19 protein-coding genes are annotated in these 22,150 nt (G+C 30.9%); 3 read left to right on the forward strand and 16 right to left on the reverse strand.

Translation table 11 applies throughout. The annotated features are described in order from the left end of the window. The first annotated feature begins 327 nt into the window (after window positions 1–327). Both J3U20_RS09735 and J3U20_RS09740 read left to right on the forward strand, forming a co-directional pair. A complete protein-coding gene (locus tag J3U20_RS09735) occupies window positions 328–789 on the forward strand; it encodes an energy transducer TonB (RefSeq protein ID WP_160543012.1) in 462 nt (153 codons plus the stop codon). After that, window positions 776–2,095, forward strand: coding sequence for a M28 family metallopeptidase (locus tag J3U20_RS09740; protein WP_160543011.1), 1,320 nt, complete (start codon window positions 776–778; stop codon window positions 2,093–2,095). Before J3U20_RS09735 ends, J3U20_RS09740 begins: the two co-directional genes overlap by 14 nt. A 60-nt stretch (window positions 2,096–2,155) precedes the next feature. Here the strand turns inward: J3U20_RS09740 and deoD are convergent, their stop codons facing one another. After that, a complete protein-coding gene (gene deoD, locus J3U20_RS09745; RefSeq protein ID WP_160543010.1) occupies window positions 2,156–2,872 on the reverse strand; it encodes a purine-nucleoside phosphorylase in 717 nt (238 codons plus the stop codon). Between the two features lie 112 nt (window positions 2,873–2,984). Then, window positions 2,985–4,181 (reverse strand): aspartate aminotransferase family protein, encoded by a 1,197-nt coding sequence (locus J3U20_RS09750; RefSeq protein ID WP_160543009.1) that lies wholly within the window; start codon window positions 4,179–4,181, stop codon window positions 2,985–2,987. Between the two features lie 372 nt (window positions 4,182–4,553). Here J3U20_RS09750 and J3U20_RS09755 point away from each other — a divergent pair, with 372 nt between their 5' ends. Next, on the forward strand, window positions 4,554–5,924 hold the full coding sequence (locus J3U20_RS09755; RefSeq protein ID WP_160543008.1) for a hydroxymethylglutaryl-CoA synthase family protein: 1,371 nt from the start codon (window positions 4,554–4,556) through the stop codon (window positions 5,922–5,924). 69 nt (window positions 5,925–5,993) lie between these two features. Here J3U20_RS09755 and J3U20_RS09760 read toward each other — a convergent pair whose 3' ends face one another. From J3U20_RS09760 to J3U20_RS09825, 14 genes are all read right to left on the reverse strand, one after another. Further along, complete coding sequence (locus tag J3U20_RS09760; RefSeq protein ID WP_160543007.1) at window positions 5,994–7,124, reverse strand: DegT/DnrJ/EryC1/StrS family aminotransferase; 1,131 nt, start codon at window positions 7,122–7,124, stop codon at window positions 5,994–5,996. Between the two features lie 118 nt (window positions 7,125–7,242). Next, the gene (locus J3U20_RS09765; RefSeq protein ID WP_160543006.1) at window positions 7,243–8,013 is read right to left on the reverse strand and encodes an FKBP-type peptidyl-prolyl cis-trans isomerase N-terminal domain-containing protein; all 771 of its coding nucleotides are present in this window, start codon (window positions 8,011–8,013) and stop codon (window positions 7,243–7,245) included. Window positions 8,014–8,041: 28 nt separating this feature from the next. After that, window positions 8,042–8,779: an FKBP-type peptidyl-prolyl cis-trans isomerase gene (locus tag J3U20_RS09770; RefSeq protein ID WP_160543005.1), complete on the reverse strand. Its 738-nt coding sequence runs from the start codon at window positions 8,777–8,779 to the stop codon at window positions 8,042–8,044. Window positions 8,780–9,004: 225 nt separating this feature from the next. Further along, window positions 9,005–9,313 carry a hypothetical protein gene (locus J3U20_RS09775; RefSeq protein WP_160543004.1) on the reverse strand — a complete coding sequence of 103 codons (309 nt, stop codon included), beginning with the start codon at window positions 9,311–9,313 and terminating at the stop codon, window positions 9,005–9,007. A gap of 314 nt (window positions 9,314–9,627) precedes the next feature. Continuing rightward, window positions 9,628–10,719, reverse strand: coding sequence for a DNA polymerase III subunit gamma/tau (gene dnaX / locus J3U20_RS09780; protein WP_160543003.1), 1,092 nt, complete (start codon window positions 10,717–10,719; stop codon window positions 9,628–9,630). Between the two features lie 42 nt (window positions 10,720–10,761). Next, window positions 10,762–11,184, reverse strand: a complete 423-nt coding sequence (locus tag J3U20_RS09785) for a Fur family transcriptional regulator (protein ID WP_160543002.1) — start codon at window positions 11,182–11,184, stop codon at window positions 10,762–10,764. 1 nt (window position 11,185) lies between these two features. Then, a complete protein-coding gene (gene argS, locus J3U20_RS09790) occupies window positions 11,186–12,949 on the reverse strand; it encodes an arginine--tRNA ligase (protein ID WP_160543001.1) in 1,764 nt (587 codons plus the stop codon). 163 nt (window positions 12,950–13,112) lie between these two features. Beyond that, on the reverse strand, window positions 13,113–14,426 hold the full coding sequence (locus tag J3U20_RS09795; RefSeq protein ID WP_160543000.1) for a PAAR-like protein: 1,314 nt from the start codon (window positions 14,424–14,426) through the stop codon (window positions 13,113–13,115). 4 nt (window positions 14,427–14,430) lie between these two features. After that, a complete protein-coding gene (locus J3U20_RS09800; RefSeq protein ID WP_160542999.1) occupies window positions 14,431–15,330 on the reverse strand; it encodes an ankyrin repeat domain-containing protein in 900 nt (299 codons plus the stop codon). Window positions 15,331–15,480: 150 nt separating this feature from the next. Continuing rightward, window positions 15,481–16,518, reverse strand: coding sequence for a hypothetical protein (locus J3U20_RS09805; RefSeq protein WP_160542998.1), 1,038 nt, complete (start codon window positions 16,516–16,518; stop codon window positions 15,481–15,483). Window positions 16,519–16,766: 248 nt separating this feature from the next. Next, window positions 16,767–17,756 carry an alcohol dehydrogenase catalytic domain-containing protein gene (locus J3U20_RS09810; RefSeq protein ID WP_160542997.1) on the reverse strand — a complete coding sequence of 330 codons (990 nt, stop codon included), beginning with the start codon at window positions 17,754–17,756 and terminating at the stop codon, window positions 16,767–16,769. A gap of 97 nt (window positions 17,757–17,853) precedes the next feature. Continuing rightward, window positions 17,854–19,050, reverse strand: coding sequence for a glycoside hydrolase family 10 protein (locus tag J3U20_RS09815; protein WP_160542996.1), 1,197 nt, complete (start codon window positions 19,048–19,050; stop codon window positions 17,854–17,856). Between the two features lie 73 nt (window positions 19,051–19,123). After that, on the reverse strand, window positions 19,124–20,455 hold the full coding sequence (locus J3U20_RS09820; protein ID WP_160542995.1) for a DNA recombination protein RmuC: 1,332 nt from the start codon (window positions 20,453–20,455) through the stop codon (window positions 19,124–19,126). Between the two features lie 59 nt (window positions 20,456–20,514). Then, complete coding sequence (locus J3U20_RS09825) at window positions 20,515–21,912, reverse strand: dipeptidase (protein ID WP_160542994.1); 1,398 nt, start codon at window positions 21,910–21,912, stop codon at window positions 20,515–20,517. Between the last annotated feature and the right edge of the window lie 238 nt (window positions 21,913–22,150).

Consider the following 22,150-nt stretch of genomic DNA (forward strand, 5'->3'; position numbering starts at 1 on the left):
ATGAATATGAATAGTTGTTTGCTTACTAGTTTATTCTGTCTTTAGTGACAAAGTCATTTGTCAGATATTGAATTTCATTCATAGAATAATGAATTCTATAGTAAAATATTATTTACATTCATTATAAATTTAGGATAAAAAAAATCAGGCTTATTCATCTAAATGAACCTATTATCCAGAAGTTATCAAAAAATCTCTCCACCGATTGAATTTAAATTTTGAAATTATTTAAACCTAAAAAAAATTATCCCGTATATTTGAAAAATTATTGCCAATTTACCTCGTATAAATATTTAATACGTTTAAATTTTAACAAAACCACTTTTTATGTTAAAAAAAAACATACACACGTTTCTATCATTTATTGTCATTATTTTATTTTATAATACTCTTTTTGCTCAAGAAAAACCATCGTTACCTAAAAGTAACATTTATGAACCATATCAGGTCCAAATAAAAGGGGAATATGAAGGAGGACGAAAGCAATTACTCAAAATTTTATCTTCTAATCTTGAATATCCTGTTAAAGCCATTAACAACCATATTCAAGGAAAAGTGATTGTGAAATTTGTTATTGAAAAAAACGGCACAATTACTAATTTTGAAATTTTAAAAGATATAGGATACGGATGTGCCGATGAAATTATTCGTGTTTTAAAGAAAACACAAGCCAGATGGAATTCGGCCATATTAAATAAAAAGCATGTTCGTTCTTATTATACTTTACGAGTTAATTTTGAAATACCATCCAATCAATCAAAACCTTATATTCAAGATGCCCATAACTAACAAGCTGATTTCAAAAAGTTGTATTGTTTTAATTATTTTTTTCTTTAATTTATCCATAGCGCAAACGCCTAAAGTATATGCGGAACAAGTGATAAAAAAACTAACTTCTTCCGAATTTGCCGGTCGAGGCTATGTTGAAGACGGAATGAAAAAAACATCGGAAGAAATTGCTGCACAATTTGAAAAAATTGGTTTATCTAAAATTCATAATTCGTATTTCCAATCCTTTTCTTATCCAATTAATATCATAGACAAAAGTTTTGTTTCTGTAAATGGCAAAGAATTGAAATTAGGTTCAGATTATTTGGTTGGTGCCGGTTCGCCATCTTTAAAGGGAACATTTTCTCCCGTTGTATTTAATACGGGGGTAATTGACAGCTTATTTGAGTGGAATGACCGTTCTTATATTGATAAAGAATTGGAAAAAATAAATACCCGTTCAGTGGTTTTTCCGAATAAAATTTTCCCGGATAACCTGATTTTACAGGAGGAATCGGCTAATCAATTATATCGTGAGATTCCGCAACTTATTTGCAATGAAGTTTGGGATATTTCAGTTCCATTGGTAATACAGCAAACTTCATCAAAATTTATACATTCTTTAAGTCCTAAACAGACTAAAACCGTTAATTTATTTATTAATAATCAATCCGTACCTGATACTATTTCATCCATCACTTTAGATATAAAAACCCATTTTGAACCTAATTTTGAAGCTAATAATGTAGTAGGTTATATAAAAGGCAAACGTTCCGACAGCCTTATTGTATTAACTGCTCATTATGATCATCTGGGTAAAATTAATGACGTTATATTTCCCGGTGCAAATGATAATGCCAGTGGTGTTGCTCTGTTACTTTCAATGGCTAAAGTTTTTGAAAAAAACAAACCCAATTTTGATATAGTATTTATTGCTTTTGCCGGAGAAGAGGCAGGATTAAAGGGTTCTCAATATTTTGTGGATCATCCTTTGTTCGATCTAAAGAAAATTAAATTTTTAATAAATTTTGATATGGTAGGTACGGGAGAAGATGGAATTCAAGTTGTAAACGGTAAAGAGTATTTTAAGCAATTTACTAAGCTTGACAATATAAGTTATATGTATAATTATTTAAAACAGGTTAAAATCAGAGGAAGTGCCTGTAATAGTGATCATTGCCCTTTTTACGAAAAAGGAGTTCCTTCTTTTTATATTTATACTTTAGGGGGAAAAAGCGGATATCATGATATATACGATTCAGAAGTTTCTCTGTATGCCTTCGATAAGTTGGTGGCCCTACTAACTAAATTTATAAATGTATTATAATATATTCATAAAAAAGGCAAGTAAAAATTACTTGCCTTTAACTTTATTTATCATGAATTTTTATTGAAAACCGATAGCTGACTCCAAAGCTAGAACCATCATCGTATCAAAAGAGGATTGTCTCTCCTGTGCTGATATATTTTCTTTTGTAATGAATGAATCAGAGATGGTCAACAAACAAGCTGCATTCTTACCTAAAACTTGGGCATTATGGAATAGAGCAAAACTCTCCATTTCTACGCAACCGCAACCATGATCTTGAATTAATTTTTTATAATCAGTTCCTCCTTCTACATAAAAAACATCACTGGAATGTATACAAGCTTCATGAATTGAAATGTTCAATTCAATTGCTTTCTTTGCAATAAATACATTTAATTCTTCTGACGGATAGGTTTTATCTTTGTCGTATCCTGACTGAACTTTTGCATAAGAGGATTCACTATATGCGCTATTTCCTAATACTACGTCATATATTTTAATGTCTTCAACATACGAACCTGCTGAACCAATTCGTATAATAGTGTCAACTCCGTACTGAGAGAATAGCTCATAAGAATAGATACCTATACTTGGCATTCCCATACCGGATCCCATAATAGATATTTTTTTTCCTTTATAAAGACCGGTATATCCAAGCATGTTCCTGACAGAATTAAATTGTATTGGATTTTCTAAATATTTATCCACTATATATTTAGCCCTTAAGGGATCTCCGGGCATCAATACTGTTTTTGCAATTTCTCCGAATTCTGCCTGAATGTGTGCAGTTGCCATATGATTTAATTTTAGTTTTTACGTGAAGTAAAGATAAGAATACTATCTTTACTTGATTAGTTATTTGTTTAATTAAAACTTGAATTATTATTCGTTTTAAACTTAGTACAATTTAAAATTCTTTAGCTACTTCATCGATGGATTCTAAAATAATATCACATCCTTTAATAATCTCTTCCTGAGTAATGGTTAATGGAGGCGAAATTCGTAAGAATTCATTTCTGTATAATTGCCAAAAAACGATTAATCCTTTGTGCATACATCTTTCAGCTACTTTTAAACTAAATTCAGGTGATCGCAGTTGCACAGCCAACATTAGACCTCTTCCGTTAATGGAGAGAATTTCCTTATGTTTTAATTTTTCTCTGTATAATTTTTCTTTGCTGTGAACTTGATCCATCAAATCGGTTGTCAATAATTCTTCCATAACCGCACAAGCTGCTGCAGCCGGAATAGGATTACCGCCGAAAGTGGTCACATGACCTAGTTTAGGATGATCTGCTAAAGTATCCATCATTTCAGCAGAAGCCATAAAGGCTCCTATCGGAATTCCTCCGGCCATACCTTTCCCCATGGCCAAGATGTCGGGAACCAGGTCGTACCACTGAAAAGCAAATAACTTACCTGTTCTGCCAAATCCGGGCTGTATCTCGTCTAATATTAGTAATGCTCCGACTTCTTCACATCTGTTTTTTAATTTTTTCAAATAATTGTTTTCAGGGGTTATAAATCCTGCTGCCCCTTGAATGGTTTCAACTACTACTCCCGCTGTTTTATCGGTTATTTTAGTTAAATCTTCTTCTTTATTAAAGCGTATAAAATTAATTTGAGGCAATAAAGGCTCAAAAGGCTTTTTATTAGTATCCCTACCTGCTAAACTCAAGGAACCTTGCGAGTTTCCGTGATAAGCATCAATAAACGAAATGATTTCTTGCCTTCCTGTATATCGTTTAGCTAACTTCATGGACGCTTCTATGGCTTCCGTTCCGGAATTGACCAAATAGGTTGTATGGAGCGGATCCGGTAAATTTTCCGATAACATTTTACATATCTGCACCGGCTTTTCCATGGCATATTCTCCATATACCATTACGTGTAAGTATTTATCCGCCTGATCTTTAATCGCTTGAATAACTTTCGGGTGGGAATGACCTAAAGTATTTGCCGAAACTCCCGCTACAAAGTCCAGATATGCCTTGCCATCTTTTCCGTATATATAATTTCCTACAGCTTTGTCTACTTCAAAACCTGAGGCATAAAAAGTTGTTTTTGCTTGATATTTAAAAAAATCCTCTTGTAATTTACCCATTTCTCAATGATTTTTACACGCAAAAATACGGAATATATTGCAGCTTGTAAATGGTAAATTTTTAATAATTATTACTTAAAAAATTCTTTTTATTATTCTGATTTTGGTTATTATTATATGATAAATATCACCAAGACGATTCAACTTTATTTTTTTTGTATATCTTTTCTTATACAATATTTTTAAGATATTTAATTATAGCTTTAAATAAATTATTCTGTATAGGTACTTTATGAAAATATTTAAGATTTATAAATTTAAATTTTTCAACTTAAACAGTATAAACATTCGTTACTTTTCCTTTTGATAAAACTTTATACCAACCTAAAATACATTTGTTTTTACTACTTTTGTGAAGAATTTATTGATATTATGAATTATGATGTAAAAGTGGGTATTGACGCATTTTCTTTTGATATCCCGAAAATATATTTACCTATAAAAGAATTAGCAATTGCGAGGAACATTGAACCGGCAAAGCTTGAAAAGGGTTTAGGTTTACTTAAAATGTCGCTTCCTGATGTTCATCAAGACGTAATAGTTTTTGCCGCTAATGCTCTAAAAAAGTTATTGGAGCAAGAAGGATTGCGCCCGGAAGAAATTAGCCGAATCTATATAGGTACAGAAAGCGGTATTGATTCTTCCAAACCTATCGGATCTTTTCTGGTATCCCTAATGGAAGATCTTTATGGAGAAGGTTCTTTTGAGCATTGCGATGTGGTAGACCTTACTTTTGCCTGTATTGGAGGGGTAGATGCCCTACATAATTCATTAGATTATATTCGAGTGAATCCTGATAAAAAAGCGATAGTCATAGGTACGGATTATGCAAAATATGACCTGAATTCTACCGGAGAATATACACAAGGAGCAGGTGCTGTAGCTTTATTATTGTCTGCAAATCCGAGAATCATTTCTATCAAAAATAAAATTGGAATTAGCACAAAAGGGGTTTTTGATTTTTTTAAGCCTAAAAGAAGCTTATCAAAAAAAGAAGTGACTGAAAAAGATAATAATCCGATTTGGTTCGGAATAGAAGAAGACGAAATCAATCTTTTTAAGGAACAACCTATTTTTGATGGTCAATATTCGAATACTTGTTATCAAAATAGACTGAAGGGTGCCTATTTTCATCTTAAAAAATTATTAGGCATTGAAACCACTCTTTATCAACAGTGGAAAAATATAATTGTGCATTCTCCTTATTCTTTTCAAGGGAGAAGAATGTTTTCTGAAATATATGCTTTAGATTCCGATTTAAAAGAATCTTTACCTACTCAAGAAAAGGAATACACCGATAAACTCAAGGAAATAAGTAAAACTCCGGAATATAAATCTTTTGTACAAGAAAAGTTTGCTCCTGCCGAAGTTGCATCTTCCAATATTGGAAATATGTATACCGGATCAATTTTTATGGGATTATTATCTACCTTGTATTATCATGTAAAAAACAATTCCGAAATTATCGGAGAAAAGTTTGGCTTTTTAGCTTATGGTAGCGGTTCAAAATCGAAGGCGTTTGAAGGTGTGATTGAAAAGGAATGGAAAACTCAATCTGAAAAGCTTCACTTGTTTGAAACATTAGAACATACTCAGGCTATTGATATGGATACTTATCATGCTTTATATAAAAAAGAATTAAAAACATCTGTACTTGCTCCTAAAAATGAATATATGTTGGAAAGTATTGAACATGAAAATCCTGTATTACTGGGTGCCAGATATTATAAGTTTAAACAATAAAAAATTATTATAATATAAAAGCCTGAGAATATTCTCAGGCTTTTTATATTTTTAGGATCTTTACCGTTTTTATTTAAAAAAACTTAAGACCGTTTCCGTAATGTATTTTAGCTGATCATCTTGCAATTCCGTATGCATAGGTAAAGAAATTACTTCATTGATTAGCTTGTTGGTTGCCGGAAAATCTTCATCTTTATAATTTCCGTTATCGTAAGCTTTTTGTTTTCTTAAAGGTACAGGATAGTATATCATTGCAGGAACTTCTCTTTCTGAAAGATATTTTTGTAAAGCATCTCTATCTGAATTAACCACTTTTAACGTGTATTGATGAAACACATGGGTGGAATAATTTTCCATTCTTACAGGAATAACTAAATTAGGATGATTGGAAAAAGCTTGATCGTAATAGTCAGCAGCCTTTCTTCTCTTTTCATTATAGGAATCCAATAAAGGTAATTTTGCATTCAAGACTACAGCCTGTAAACTATCCAATCGTGAATTTACCCCAATTTCATCATGGTAATATCTTTTGTACATTCCATGATTAACAATTCCGCGTATTTTATGTGCTAATTCATCATTATCTGTAAAAAGGGCACCTCCGTCGCCGTAACAACCTAAATTTTTAGATGGAAAAAAGGAAGTGGTTCCTATAATCCCCATTGTTCCTGATTTTTTACGAGTTCCGTTACTAAATGTATATTCTGAACCTATAGCTTGGGCATTATCTTCAATAACATATAAATTGTGTTCATTTGCAATCTGTATGATTTCTTCCATATTTGCACATTGCCCGAATAAATGCACAGGAATAATAGCTTTTGTTTTAGGTGTAATGGCTTTTCTTATAGCATCCGGACTTATAGTAAAAGTATCATAATCTACATCTACTAAAACAGAATTTAGCTTTAACAAGCTAATTACTTCCACGGTTGCTGCAAAAGTAAAATCAGCGGTTATGACTTCATCACCGGGTTGTAGATTCAGAGCCATTAGAGCTATTTGTAATGCTTCTGTACCATTACCGCATGGAATAACATGTTTTACATCTAAATATTTTTCTAAATTTTGAGCAAATGAATTGACTTGCGGTCCATTGATAAAAGAAGCGGTGTTTAATACTTCTTCAAATCCTTTATCTACAGTAGGTTTTATATGCTGATATTGGTTGATTAAATCCACCATTTGAATTTTCTTCATATGTAAAATTTTGAACACAAATTTACTAAATGAATTTGTAATGCCGCTTCTATAAAAAGAAAAACTCTTATAAAAAATAAGAGTTTTTCTGCCTCATCTACTATTTTATAAGAGTAATTTATTTTTGTTTTTGTTGGGTTTGTTCTTGTACTTCATCTAATTGTTGAGGTGTAATCTGCATAGGTGCTTGATTTTTTACATCTTTAGGCATTGGTTTAAAATCTACCAATTCCACTTCAAATATTAGAGCTTGATTAGGACCTGCAGGACCATTTTCCCCATAGGCTAAATCTGAAGGCACATATAATATGTATTTGGCTCCTTTAGACATCAATTTAACCCCTTCTTTCCATCCGGGTACCACTCTTGCTAAAGGAATATCAGCCGATTTACCTTCGGTTTGTTTTTTAGAATCTTCAATCACGGAACCATCGGTTGTTTTCAATACATAATTTACGGATACCATATCTTCATCGGTTGGCTTTGCTCCGTTTCCTTCTTTTTCAACTTTATATTGTAGTCCAGAAGCTGTTGTTTTAACGCCTTCTTTCTTTTTATTTTCTTCTAGGAATTTTTTACTTTCTTCTGCATTTCTTTTAGCTATTTTTTCCAAATGTTTAGGAACATAAACAGTCATAAAAGATTGTATGGAATCTTCTGAGAATAATAATTGTTTACCCTCAAATTTGTCTTCCATGGCTTGTTTAATAATATTTACATTTAAATCTTTATCAAACCCTTGAATTTTAAAATTACGAGCAAGATCTAAGCCAATTGCATAGGCTGCTTTTTCATCATCGGTATTTAATTTTGTAACTCTTTGTCCTTCCTTATTACATGCAACAAGGCTGATACCTGCTAATGCCAGTAAAATTGTTTTCTTTATCATTGTGTTAAATAGTTAAATATAATTTTTTTTAATTGGCTGAGTTTTCTGTATTATCTTCCGGATTTTTAAAATCCACTAATTCAATATCAAAAATCAATACAGAATTAGGTCCTATATCCATTCCCGCTCCATTTTCTCCATAAGCAAGTTCAGAAGGAATGAAAAATCTATATTTTGACCCTTTGGTCATTAAGGCTACCCCTTCAGTCCAACCTTTAATTACTCTGTTTAATTGAAATTCAATTGGGTTACCTGCATTATTTTTATCTGTCGAATCAAATATTTTCCCATCGAGAAGTTTACCGGTATACTTAACTTTTACCATATCATCTTCGTTTGGCTTTTCATTAGATTTGCTTTTTTCTAAAACCTCATATTGTAACCCAGATGCAGTTGTTATTACTCCTTTTTTCTTTTTATTTTTTTCTAAAAAAGCTAATCCTTGAGTTTTATTTAATTCTCCTTGTTCTTTTCTTTTCTTTTCAAATTCCAGTCTTTTTTTTGAAAAATATTTCTGCATAAAGGAATTTACAGAATCCATAGGGTAAATCGATGGTTTACCGGCTAATTCATCCCTAAATGTCTGATTAAATATATTAATATCTATATCTTCTAACATATCTTGTTGCTTTAAACTTTGAACAATGTTATATGCTAAAGAATACGACAATTTTTGTTTATCTGTTTTTAATTCAATTTTATCTTGTGCAGAAAGTGATAATGAGCAAATTATACCTAATAATGTAACGATTTTATTTTTTTTCATTCGTTTAAAATTTATTATTTTTTTATTCTTGACCTTCTAATTTTTATACTATAAAAATAACATTTAAATTATTTTTTCAATAGTATAAGTACCCTGCAAATATCCGATAATTTATTGAAACACGAATATAAATTTTAGTTAATATTCTATAAAAAAGAATTTATTCTTTTTTAATCGGTAAAAATCTTATAAATAAATATTGGTCATTATATTTTTTTAGTAATTTTAAAAATCTAATCGAAAATCATTTCTTAACTTCTCTAATAATGGATTTTCCTTTACCATTTTTTCGTATTTATCTTTATCTGTTAGAAGGATCGTTCTTTGAGTTTCCTTAATTTGATATTTAAAATTAATGGAATAATTATTTACCTCTTTTTTCAGTTTTTGAAAAATATCTTCACGTAAGTGTTCAAATTCATCATAAGCTGAATTGGAAGGAAATTCAAAAAAAATAGTATGATTCGGGTTAACACTGCATTGGGTCGTGTTTAAAACACTATATAAAACCGGTTGGTTTTTTAAAGTTTCCAAATAGGTATTCCAAAAACTCTTAACTTGATCTTCAGTAAAATCGTCTTTATCTCTTTCGGAAAAATCTAAATTAGCTACCTTTTCTTCTTTTTGAGAAGCCGTGTGAAGTGATCCCTTAATTGAAAGAAATGATCCTTTTTTAGTTTGATTTCCCAGAGGTATTCCACTTTTTACAATTGGTTTTGAAGGTAAACTATTTTCAACTTTTACCTGAGAATTACCAACTTTTTCTATCTGTTTCTCTTCCTCGGATTTTATGGTTTGGGGTGTTAATTTATTTTCCTGCTTTGCAGGAAGATGATTAGGCGGTGGTATTATCCTAAACTTTTTTTTTTAGTTGAGGAAGATTCACCAGCTGTTAAAGAAGCCAATTGCATTAAGGCTATTTCAATGGATAGTTTAGGACTTTTACTATTCCTAAAGTTTATATCAGCCTGATGACAAATTTCAATAGCGTCTATCAAAAATCTGGATGAGCAATTTTGAGCTTGTTGTAAATATTTTTGCTTGGTATTGTCTCCTACTTCCAACAGGGAAATTGTTTGAGGATTCTGTGCTACCATTAAATCTCTAAAATGACTTCCTAATCCTGAAATAAATAATTGTGGATCAAATCCTTTTTTTATAATATCATTAAAAGCTAATAGTAATCCGGGAATATCATTTTTTAAAGCTAAATCCGTTATTTTAAAATAATATTCATAATCAAGAATGCTTAGGTTTTCTGTGACGGACGCAACTGTTAAATTTTTTTGAGTAAAAGTAACGAGTCGGTCAAACATAGAAAGAGCATCGCGTAATCCCCCGTCTGCTTTTTGGGCGATAATATACAAAGCATCTTCTTCATATTGAATGCCTTCTTCTTGAGCTATTTTTTTTAAATGATTGTTTATATCGTTAACTTCAATTCTCTTGAAGTCGTAAATCTGACATCTTGAAAGAATGGTAGGAATGATCTTTTGCTTTTCTGTTGTTGCCAAAATAAAAATGGCATGTGCAGGTGGCTCTTCCAATGTTTTCAAAAAAGCATTAAAAGCAGCATTAGACAGCATGTGCACCTCATCAATGATATATACTTTATACTTTCCTACCTGAGGAGCATATCGCACTTGTTCAATCAGATTCCGTATATCGTCTACGGAATTATTGGAAGCTGCATCTAATTCAAATATATTGAATGCAAAATCATTCTCATCAGTCTCTCCGTATTTTTCATTAATTTTTCTAGCTAAAATACGGGCACATGTAGTTTTACCTACTCCTCTAGGTCCACAGAAAAGCAATGCCTGAGCTAATTGATTATTATCAATGGCATGTTCCAAAGTATTGGTTATGTGACTTTGCCCTACAACAGCATCAAATTCTAAAGGTCTATATTTTCGGGCTGAAACTACAAAGTTTTCCATGAGTGTACAAAGTTACTAATTTTCTGCTTTTTCTGTTAATTTTTAGATAGGTTTCTCTGCACAATCGTTACATAATCCATGAATAACAATATCTAATTTTTCAGCGATAAATCCTTCTGGAATGTTTATATTCGGCGTTCTTACAGTCCGCATACAGTATATTTTTTTACAATTTTTGCAACAAAAATGCATATGGCTGTCAGCATGTTGCTCCTCAGAACAATTATCCATACATAAGGCATAAACAGTTATATGCCCATCTTTTATAGTATGCAATAATCCTTTTTTTTCAAAAGTCTTTAAAGTCCTGAATAGAGTAGTTCGGTCAGAATAATCAAATCCAGACTCCAAATCCGATAAGGATAAAGCGGTATTTTGTTTTAGAAAATAATCTAAAACCAATAAACGCATGGCTGTGGGATTTATATCTTTTTGTTTTAATATGTTTTCTAAATCATACGACATACTACATTCTTTCCGGTGCCCCTATACCCAATAGACTTAACCCGTGTCTAATCACATTTCCGGTCCATTGAGTTATTGCCAAACGCAGTTGTTGTTCTGATTCATTTTCGGCATCCAAGATACGATTACTTTGATAGAAAGAGTTATATTCTTTAGAGACTTCGTATATATAATTGGCTATTAATGCGGGATTTAAATCTGCAGCAGATTTTTCAATCAGTTCCTCATAAGAGGATAAAAGTATGATTAATTTTTGTTCTGCCTTATTTAATTCTTTATCTTTAATTTCTAAGGTTTGCTTTGCGGCTTTTCTAAGCACGGAACAAGTCCGGGCATATGTATATTGGATAAACGGACCGGTATTTCCATTGAATTCGATACTTTCATTAGGGTCGAATAAAATTCGTTTCTTAGGATCAACTTTCAATATAAAATATTTTAATGCGCCTAAGCCAATAAGTTCATTCACTTGTTCTTTTTCATTTTCGGTGTAGCCTTCTAATTTTCCTAATTCGGAAGTTTTTTTAACTGCTTCTTGATGCATTTCTTCCATTAATTCATCTGCATCAACCACCGTACCTTCTCTTGATTTCATCTTTCCACTTGGTAAATCTACCATTCCGTAGGAAAGATGATATAATTTATCTGCCCATTGATAACCTAATTTTTTTAAAATTAGAAACAATACCTGAAAATGATAATCTTGTTCATTTCCTACTGTATAGATTAATTCATTAAGATGATAACGGGTAAATCTTTCAACGGCTGTTCCTAAGTCTTGTGTGATATAGACAGAAGTTCCGTCTCCTCTCAACAATAATTTTTGATCTAATCCCTCTTCTGTTAAGTCTGCCCAAACAGATCCATCTTCTTTTTTAAATAAAATTCCTTTTTTAAGTCCTTCTTCAATAACATCTTTTCCCAGCAAATAGGTGTCACTTTCATATTGGACTAAATCAAAAGATACTCCTAGTCTTTGATATGTTTTCTCGAAACCTGAATACACCCAACTGTTCATCTCTTTCCACAAAGCTTTTATTTCCGCATCGCCGTCTTCCCACTTTTTCAACATTTCTTGAGCTTCTAAAAGAATGGGTGCTTTTTTCTTAGCTTCATCTGCATCCATTCCCGATGAAATTAAAGATTGTATTTCTTCTTTGTATTTTTGATCGAAAATAACATAATATTTTCCTACCAAATGATCTCCTTTAATTCCTGTTGTTTGTGGAGTTTCTCCATTTCCATATTTTTTCCATGCCAACATGGACTTGCAAATATGAATACCTCGATCATTAATTATTTGTCCTCTCAACACCTCATTTCCTGCTGCTTTTAAGATGTTACTAATTGAAAATCCTAATAAATTATTTCTTATATGTCCTAAATGAATTGGTTTATTGGTATTCGGAGAGGAATACTCAACCATTATTTTTTCAGTATGCTTTTTCGTAAGCTTAAAATCTTTAACTGAATATTTTTCTTTTAATAGTTTAGTAAAGACGGTCGGATTTAAAGAGAGGTTAAGAAAGCCTTTAACTACATTAAAAGCAATAAATTCTTTCTTAGCTGTAAGATATGATCCTATTTTATTGGCTATTTCCTCCGGCTTCTGTTTCACTAGCTTAACAAAGGGAAAAATCACTAAAGTATAATCTCCTTCAAATTCATCTTTAGTTATTTGTATTTCAACATCTTCAACTTTCTGTTGAAATAAATTTTCAATTGCTTGTATACTTTGTTCTTTTATATAAGACTTTAGGTTCATTGTTTTTAATTACTAGTGAATGTACAAATTTAGGCATTTCCCTTAAATGTGTAACTTTTTATCCTACTTCAATTAACACAAATATGATGACGTATTTTTTTTCAATGTATTATTATATTTAAAGACTATTTATAGCGATAATTTTTAGTTGATATAATTTAATTTATATGTTCATTTCTGCTAATACAGGATTACCTGCGTCCATGCTTTTCTTCATTTTTTCCATGGATCTAATTAAATCATTAAGTAAATGGTTATCAATAATATTATTATTATCTTGAGGTACTAAAATTCTTTGAACTCCTGTTTGACGGGGTAATCCTCCGGTTGAGATTGCCCAGTTTCCGACAAAACCCAAAAATCCGCCGATTGAACCAAAAGGACCTAACACAGCTCCGCCAATTCCTCCTATAACAGCAAGTGAAGGTGCTAATGAAACAGCACCCGATAAAATAACTTCTCTATTGTCCTGAACCGCGTTTAAAGGATCTTTGGTACCAATATAGGCCTGTACTTGATCAGTGTTTTTCTCCATTTGGTTTCGTTTATATGTCTTATCATTAACTGCTGCTGCATTATATGTATAGGTAGGATAACCAGTTTTTGCACCAGCTATAGTAGCCAACCCTCCACCCAAAGAATGCCCGGTTATAATTACCTCGCCTTTAATATATCCATTATTTTTAGCTTCTTGAATTTTATCTGATAATTTAACTGAAGCATCATATTGATCGGAACTTACTCCCATAGCTTGGTACACATCTTCCAAAATATCGTTTATTCCCGCTCCAACATCAGTACCTCTGTAAGCAATTACTACATTTCCATTTTTATCCTCATATAATGTTGAATAAAATCCATTATCTTCATCCTGATCTAATAATTTTTTCCATCCATCTCCCAAAATTTGTTTTGCACGTTCAGCATCAACCGGTTTGAATCCATCTATTTCCTCATTATTCTTTGGGTTTTCATAATCAATCAGCTGATACACTGCCTGCGCTAATCGCGCATATGTAATAGCTTTTGTCATATTGGGAAGTAATATTTGTATCAAACCTCCCATAGTACACCTAAGACGTGCTTTTTCTAACAAGGCATGTTGCCCAGTTAAATATACTTTAGGATGGACAACTGTCCAGCTTGAATTAGAACATAAGGTTGAGCACAAATTAGGTAGTATATTACTTGAAGGGGTTCCAAATATTCCCCTTACCCATTGACCGGCAAAAATACTTACAGAAGGATTAGTGGCAAATCCATAAACACCAATAGCAGCACCTAACATTCCTTCAAGAAGTGAAGGTCCTTTTACCATTTTAGAGCAATGAAAATTACCTTTAAATCGATCGTTTTCTGTTGCTTTTAATTTCCCGTTCATATAAATCCTATTTTGTGAAACTACATGAATGTAAGTATTTACTTTACCTTCACTACAGGTCACAAGAGTTCCATCAGGTACATATGATTGACTCATAATTTTAATTGATTATTGATTGACCCATTAATGTTTTTCCTTTTTCCAACGAATCTTTTAGTTTCCGAAAATATTTTTTACTTTCCTCCATTCCAGGAAGTTCTTTAATCTCCTGAGGTAAACGTTCATAAATAGATATTTCATTTTCAATTCCTTCTTTTCTATTTTGTTTAACCGGGAATTTTATTCCATATTCATTTTCTAACCGATTCTTTACATCTTGTAAAATTTTTCTTTGATCATCTGAACCACGAAAATTCTCCAATTTCAATTGAACCGAATAAGCTAAACTATTTCCATATCTATTTACAGATTTTGGATCTGAACCTTTATCCAAAAAATATAATATAAATTCATAATGCGATCCAGAAAGAGCTATCTGTGCCGCATTATCACAACTTCCATATTCTTTGAAATTTGCATCGGCTCCATATTTGAAAAGTAAATCAAAATATTCTTGCATATTTTTATGGGACATAGCAACGTTTAAAGGAAGCAAACCTACCATAGTATTAGGATTAGCTCCATTTTCCAATAATATTTTTGCAAGCTTTATATTTCCTCTAGCTACAGCAAAATATATATTGGTGGTTTTAGCAGGAGGTTTTCCTTTAGATATATCCATTATAACTTTATTAGGATCTGCTCCTAAACTTAATAAAGTTTTTACGACTTCAATATCTTCCATCAAACAGGCATAATACAAATATCGAAAACCGCTTTTGCTGCTCATATAGTTAATATCAGTGGATAATTCTTTTTGTAATCGTTTTATTTCTTTGGTATCTCCTACATATATAGCTCTAGCCAAAGGTTGCATTTCTGGCTCGAAACAATATTCAGGGGTATATTTTTTATGGTTTTTACTTTTTATTGGATCAAAGCATGCACTCGGTATATTCATTCCTAGTATTAATATAAGGGTTAGTATAATATTTTTTTTCTTACTAAAATATAAATACATATTCATCTAAAATTTTTATTTATCTTTTCACTAAATTATACTTTATCTCATCTATGAATTATTTATTGATATTCAAAAACTACATTTTTTTTACATTTTCAATGATATATTGGTTAGAGTATATTGAGCTATATACATTAAATCTTTATTCATTTGTTCTTTAACATATATGATTGCTTTTTCCAATTTATTATTTTTTTTATTAAAAAAATAACTAGATTCAATTATAAATGTTGGAGAAAAGGCTGTTTTTATTAGCTTAGAGTATCCTTTTTCATATATTTCTTTGAAATGGTTTAATGAAGTTGAAGGAACTTCTGTTGTTAAATTAAAAAGTAAATATTCTTTTGTTTCCTTACTGGTATATTTCAAATCATAAATAATATTCTTTTCAGGAAATAATAATGAATTTACGACAATTTGTCTTTTTAAAAGTTGGGGATAAAGACAAGGGTACTTTAATTTTGCACATGAAAAAAAAATTAACTGATATAATAAATTTTTTTGTATGTGACTCGTAATATTCTTAAATGCATGATCATACTGTTTAACAATAATTTTTATGAATTCATCCTTAAATTCATAAAATTTTATTTTATTTAGTTTAATTTCTTCCCATTTTTCTAAAATTTCATTTTTATTTAGCACTTCAATAATATTATTATTTACATCTAAGGCCAATTTTAGATGATCTGTAGATTCATTAATCATCATGATTATATCCAATAAAGGTTTTAACTGAACATTTGATTTTAGAATATTTTTTTTTATTATATTTAAATCAATACAACCATTTATTTCTGAAAAATTCCAGATATTTTTTGATTCATTTTCACTTATAGTTTCATTATTAACTAGTAAAACATTTTTAATTCCAATTTCATATTTACCATTTGTATATAATGAAAAACAATGTATATTTTTTAATTTATCATCTATTGTAATATCTTTATCAGAAATAATTATTCCTTTAATATGAGAAGGTATTTTATCTTCTCTAGGTATAAGATATTCCAAATCGCAATATTTATTGTGATAATCTCTAAGAGCGGAAACACTAATTTGTAATTCTTCGGCAACACTTTGTAATGTATCACCCTTTTTTAATTTATAAATTTTATGAGACATGAGCTATGACAATGTCATTTAATAAAAAAATTTTAAAAATGTAATATCACATATTATGCCATATTTTTATAAAATTTTAATAACTTTATATATATTTATATAATATTCATTGTTGTTTTTATAATTTTACCAAAAAAAAAAAAAAAAAAAAAGATTGAATCCTTTTAATCTCCTTTTTTTATATTAGAACTAAGAGTATTTTTTATTGTAAAGATTAGCTTATATCTATAATTTTATTATTGTTCAATTTAAAATTCAATAAGATATTTATAACTGGAATTAGTATGTTTCATTTCGGCCAGATGAGAAGGTAAACGGTCAAAACTGCTGATTTTTTGATCTCTCAACTTTAATTTACCTGTACTGATTTGTTGTAAAAGTTTCTCCCCATCAGTCATTAATTGAACCATTTGTTTTTCCGATGCAAATCGGTGAAATGCTCCCAAAGCGATTTCATGTAAGGAAACACAAGTTGAAAATGGAGGTAAAGGATTAGTATCTACTCTTCCTTGTATGGCAACTATATGTCCATAATAGGCTGCTAGATCTAAAAGTTGAGAAGCATGATTTCCACTAACCGTGTCAAAAATAACATCAAAGTTACTTCCGGGTAGAGCCTCTTTTATTTCATTTTTCCAATCATCATTTTTATAGTCGACTGCTTTACTAACTCCCATCTTATAAAATTCGTTATGATGTTGGAGATCGGCAGTTATATAAACCTTAGCTCCTGCATTCAGAATTAATTGGGTAAGAAAATATCCTACCGATCCTCCTGCTCCGCTTATTAGTACATTTTTATTATGTATATCCGGAATCTTCTGCATAGCCTGCCAGGCGGTTAAGGATGGACAAGGAAATGCTGCAGCTGCATAATCACTAAGTTTTTCAGGAATATGCATAATGCGGTTCCCTTTAAGAATAGTATAAGTGGAAAAACTACCTGCTTGGGTAAGATCAGAATGATAACATACTCTTGCTCCGATTTGTATACGCTTCATTTTCTTTCCTGTTTTAATAACAATACCGGCACCATCTACTCCGGGAATCTGATCTTTTACCCATGAAGGATTGCCGGATGATATCAGTTTCCAATCAACCGGATTAAGTCCTATGACAGTATTTTTAATGAGTACTTCATCATCTTCAACTTCTCTGATTTTATATTCTTTACAAATTAAATCTTCCGATTCTCCTCTATGCTGCCAACACCAAGCTTTTGAATATATTTCGTTCATAATTATCGTCAAATTATATAGATTTATAAATGATATGTAAACTGCTCAACTCAAATTAAGATTTTATCGAAACCTACACTTTTATACTTTAAAGAATTTATTCTGCAAAAGGTCCGGATATTAGATTGGTAAGAACCCCTTTAGGATCATTTACTAGTGATTTATAACTGAAAAATATACTTCCTTTAACTTCTGGAAACTCACGATTAAAATATACTTGCTCAACAAGTTCATTCGGATTTTTCCATTGATTGACTCTATAGGCCGCCATTCCTATATACAGTTTGGTGTCTGTTTCTTTAGCCATGCTGCTCCACCATTCCACTAAAGTGGCATAATCGGCAAGATTATGTCCTCGATGCCAATATAACTGAGGAGCTATATAGTTTAACCACCCTTTTCTCATCCAAAGTAAAACATCAGCGTACAAATCGTCATAATTTTGTAATGCTTTGGTTTTCGATCCTAAAGGATCATTATTTTGATTTCTCCAAACACCAAATGGGCTAATGCCAAATTCTATATCTTTATTTTTGGATTTAATGCTCTTATATAATTTTTGTACAAAAGTATTAATGTTGTCTCTTCTCCAATCTGCTTTACTGGCAAAAGTTACCCCATATTTAGTGTAAGCCGTAAAATCAGGATAATCGAGTTTACCCACTTTATAGGGATAAAAATAGTCATCCAAATGAATACCATCTACTTCATAGTTATTAACTACTTCCATAATGGACTGTATTACATAATCACGTACTTCCGGAAGACCCGGATTTAGATATAATTGATTGGCATATCTAACTACCCAATTGGGATGCTTGAATGCAATATTATCAGTAGCCAATGAGCTCCAATTGGCATTGGCTGCAGAAAGTCTAAAAGGATTAAACCAAGCGTGTATTTCTATATCTCTTTTATGTGCTTCTTTAACCATAAATTCAAGGGGATCGTATCCCGGATCAACACCCTGCGTTCCTGACAAATAACCCGACCAGGGACTTAATTTAGATGGATATAATGCATCAGATGCGGGTTTTACCTGAACAATAATGGCATTCATTTTCCATTTTTTGACATTCTCCAATAAGGTTATAAATTCTTCTTTTTGTTGTTCAGCAGGTAAACCGGGTTTTGAAGGCCAATCTATATTTAAAAATGTTGCCACCCATACGGCCCTGAATTCTTTCGTATTTTTTTCTTCATTCTCTTCTTCTACAGGCTCATTGGTACCGGCAAAAATTAATGTTAATGATAAAAAATGTGCTACAATCAAAAATAATTTTTTGCTTTTCATTTATTTTATTGTTTATTACTTAGAGAATTCATTCAATTTATTTATAAAATTTTATTACACAGTGTTTTTAAAATTAAGATTCACTTTCAAAAATTTCAGCTTTTGATATAAGATCTTCAGGCAAGGTTTTCTTAGCTTTTGCACCCATTTTTTTTAAATTATGTATTTGAGAGACAAGATTACCTCGCCCTTCTACCAGCTTGTTCATAGCGTTTCCATATTCATTTTTAGCCTCATCCATTTTTTTCCCTATACGCAACAAATCTTGTAGAAATCCTTCAAATTTATCGTATAAATTACCGGCAGTTTTAGCTATTTCATATGCATTTCTTTGTTGCTTTTGGTTATTCCACATACTATCAATAGTTTTCAAGGTTGCTAAAAGAGTAGATGGAGTAACTATAACAATATTTTCTTCGAAGGCTTTGTTATATAAAGATGATTCATAATTTAAAGCTAAAGAAAAAGCCGTTTCAATGGGGATGAAAAGTAATATAAAATCTAATGAATTTTCTGCATGTAACCCCTGGTAATTTTTCGATGAAAGTTGATTAACATGTTTTTTAATAGAATTTATATGATCTTTTAAATGAAGTTTTTTTTCTTCTTCATTATCATTGTTTATGTAACGTTCATAGGCTATTAAAGAAACTTTGGAATCTATAATCATCTTTTTATTATCAGGAAGATATATGATTACATCGGGAATATACCGTTTTCCATCTTCAGAACACAAGCGTTCTTGTATAAAATATTCTCTTCCTTTTTCTAATCCCGATTTTTCTAAAACTCTTTCTAAAACTAATTCTCCCCAATTTCCTTGAATTTTTGTATCTCCTTTAAGAGCTTTAGTGAGATTTTCAGCCTCCTGAGAGATTCTTAAATTTTGGTTTTGTAAATAATGTAATTGTTCTTTTAAAGATGCATAGATCCCTATATTTTCTTTTTGGCTTTCTTCCACTCTCTTTTCAAAAACGGAAATTTTCTCTTGTAAGGGATCTAAAAGTGTTTTTATATTATGCCTGTTTTGTTCTGTAAATTTTTCAGTTTTTTGTTCCAGTATTTTACTTGCTATTATCTCAAATTCTTTCCTAAAATTATCTTGAATTTCTTCAATCTCCAATTTTTGCTCTTTATTTTTATGCATTAAGTTTTCATAATCGGCATCTTTACGAGCTAATTCAAGCAATAATTGTTCTCTTTCCTTTTTTATTTTTTCCTTTTCAAACAACTCTTTTTCTTTTAGTTCTTCACTTTTACTTAAACCAGCATGTAAAGCTTTTATCTTTTCATTTAAAAGAATTTTTTCGGAATTAATGGATGAAACATTAATTTTTTTTCCGATATATATTCCTATTAATAAAAAAATGATACTAAATAGTAAAACCAAAAATATTTCAATCATAAATATAAGAGTACAAAAAAGGATGTTTGAAAAATCAAGCTCTACTTACGTTTTAAATATTATTTTTTACTTCGTAAGTTTTCTGTATAAAATTTGAGAAAATAGGGAATGGTTTCAATTCCTTTATAAAAGTTAAATAAACCATAGTGTTCATTAGGAGAATGAATAGCATCACTATCCAATCCAAATCCCATTAAAACGGATTTTGCTCCCAATAATTCTTCAAATAGAGAAACAATGGGAATACTCCCCCCGGTTCTGTAGGGTAAAACTTCTTTATTAAAGGTTTTTTCCATAGCCAGTTTAGCTGCTTTATATCCGGGATCTGAGGAGGGTAAAACGTATGCATTACCTCCGTGATGAGGGGTGACTTTTACTTTAACACTTTCCGGAGCAATGGATAAAAAATGTTTTGTAAACAATTCAGTTATTTCCTCAGAATTTTGGTCAGGAACTAATCTCATGGATATTTTAGCATAAGCTTTTGATGGAATAACAGTTTTAGCTCCTTCTCCTGTATAACCTCCCCAAATACCATTTACATCTAAGGTAGGTCGTATAGATGTTCTCTCTAACGAGTTATATCCTTTTTCCCCTTGCGTCCCTTTTAAACCGATTGATTTTTTAAACTCTTCTTCATCAAAAGGAATTTTATTTAATTCTGCCCGATCTTCAGGAGATATTTCTATTACCTTATCATAGAATCCTTTAACAGTAATTTTGCCGTCTTTATCAATTAACGAAGCGATCATATCAGAAAGCACGTTAATAGGATTAGGAACTGCACCACCATATAAACCGGAGTGTAAATCTCGATTAGGCCCTTCTACTTCAACTTCTACATAACTTAGACCTCTTAAACCGGTTGTAACGGTCGGAACTTGATTTGAAAAAATATGTGTGTCTGATATCAATATAATATCACATGAAAGTTTGCTTAAATTTTCTTTTAAAAAATTCCCCAAATTGACAGAACCTATTTCTTCTTCTCCTTCAATAATTAATTTAACATTACATGGTAAAGTATTTGTTTTTATAAGAGACTCAATAGCCTTTACATGCATAAAGAATTGACCTTTATCATCAGCAGATCCTCGAGCATAAATTGCACCTTCCGGATGTATGTTTGATTTTTTTATTACAGGATCGAAAGGATCAGTTTCCCAAAGATTCAAGGGATCTGCAGGTTGTACATCGTAATGACCATAAATTAAAACTGTTGGTAAATCGGAGCTAATAATTTTATCGGCATAAACTACCGGATTCCCTTGTGTTTTACATATTTCAACATTCTCAAATCCGGATTCTTTTAAATTATTAGAAATACTATTGGCACATTTTAATATGTCATTAGCATATGCTGAATCCGCGCTAATAGATGGAATTCGTAATAAATCAAATAATTCGTCTAAATATCTTTGTTTATTTTCTATTTGGTATTGAAAAGCTTTATCCATTTATTTATTATTATAGTAACAAATATATAAATAAAAAAACCGCTTCCAGGATAGTTTTTGAAATTAATAAATAAGAAGATGGTAATAAACAGGTAAAAAGAAGGTTATCAAAAAAAACAACCCAAAACAAAACAAAAAAAGCCTTGTATATTACCTATACAAAGCTTTCTTTTTTAAAAAACCGGCGGCTACCTACTCTCCCGCGTTTGCAGTACCATCAGCGCAAGTAGGCTTAACT

The sequence above is a fragment of the Apibacter sp. B3919 genome (assembly GCF_026537405.1).
Lineage (GTDB): Bacteria > Bacteroidota > Bacteroidia > Flavobacteriales > Weeksellaceae > Apibacter.

Bases quoted from the DNA above. Each gene is read 5' to 3' on its own strand.
- J3U20_RS09735 (WP_160543012.1), top strand. From the start codon at position 328: ATGTTAAAAAAAAACATACACACGTTTCTATCATTTATTGTCATTATT.
- J3U20_RS09740 (WP_160543011.1), top strand. From the start codon at position 776: ATGCCCATAACTAACAAGCTGATTTCAAAAAGTTGTATTGTTTTAATT.
- deoD (WP_160543010.1), bottom strand. From the start codon at position 2,872: ATGGCAACTGCACACATTCAGGCAGAATTCGGAGAAATTGCAAAAACA.
- J3U20_RS09750 (WP_160543009.1), bottom strand. From the start codon at position 4,181: ATGGGTAAATTACAAGAGGATTTTTTTAAATATCAAGCAAAAACAACT.
- J3U20_RS09755 (WP_160543008.1), top strand. From the start codon at position 4,554: ATGAATTATGATGTAAAAGTGGGTATTGACGCATTTTCTTTTGATATC.
- J3U20_RS09760 (WP_160543007.1), bottom strand. From the start codon at position 7,124: ATGAAGAAAATTCAAATGGTGGATTTAATCAACCAATATCAGCATATA.
- J3U20_RS09765 (WP_160543006.1), bottom strand. From the start codon at position 8,013: ATGATAAAGAAAACAATTTTACTGGCATTAGCAGGTATCAGCCTTGTT.
- J3U20_RS09770 (WP_160543005.1), bottom strand. From the start codon at position 8,779: ATGAAAAAAAATAAAATCGTTACATTATTAGGTATAATTTGCTCATTA.
- dnaX (WP_160543003.1), bottom strand. From the start codon at position 10,719: ATGGAAAACTTTGTAGTTTCAGCCCGAAAATATAGACCTTTAGAATTT.
- J3U20_RS09785 (WP_160543002.1), bottom strand. From the start codon at position 11,184: ATGTCGTATGATTTAGAAAACATATTAAAACAAAAAGATATAAATCCC.
- argS (WP_160543001.1), bottom strand. From the start codon at position 12,949: ATGAACCTAAAGTCTTATATAAAAGAACAAAGTATACAAGCAATTGAA.
- J3U20_RS09795 (WP_160543000.1), bottom strand. From the start codon at position 14,426: ATGAGTCAATCATATGTACCTGATGGAACTCTTGTGACCTGTAGTGAA.
- J3U20_RS09800 (WP_160542999.1), bottom strand. From the start codon at position 15,330: ATGAATATACCGAGTGCATGCTTTGATCCAATAAAAAGTAAAAACCAT.
- J3U20_RS09805 (WP_160542998.1), bottom strand. From the start codon at position 16,518: ATGTCTCATAAAATTTATAAATTAAAAAAGGGTGATACATTACAAAGT.
- J3U20_RS09810 (WP_160542997.1), bottom strand. From the start codon at position 17,756: ATGAACGAAATATATTCAAAAGCTTGGTGTTGGCAGCATAGAGGAGAA.
- J3U20_RS09815 (WP_160542996.1), bottom strand. From the start codon at position 19,050: ATGAAAAGCAAAAAATTATTTTTGATTGTAGCACATTTTTTATCATTA.
- J3U20_RS09820 (WP_160542995.1), bottom strand. From the start codon at position 20,455: ATGATTGAAATATTTTTGGTTTTACTATTTAGTATCATTTTTTTATTA.
- J3U20_RS09825 (WP_160542994.1), bottom strand. From the start codon at position 21,912: ATGGATAAAGCTTTTCAATACCAAATAGAAAATAAACAAAGATATTTA.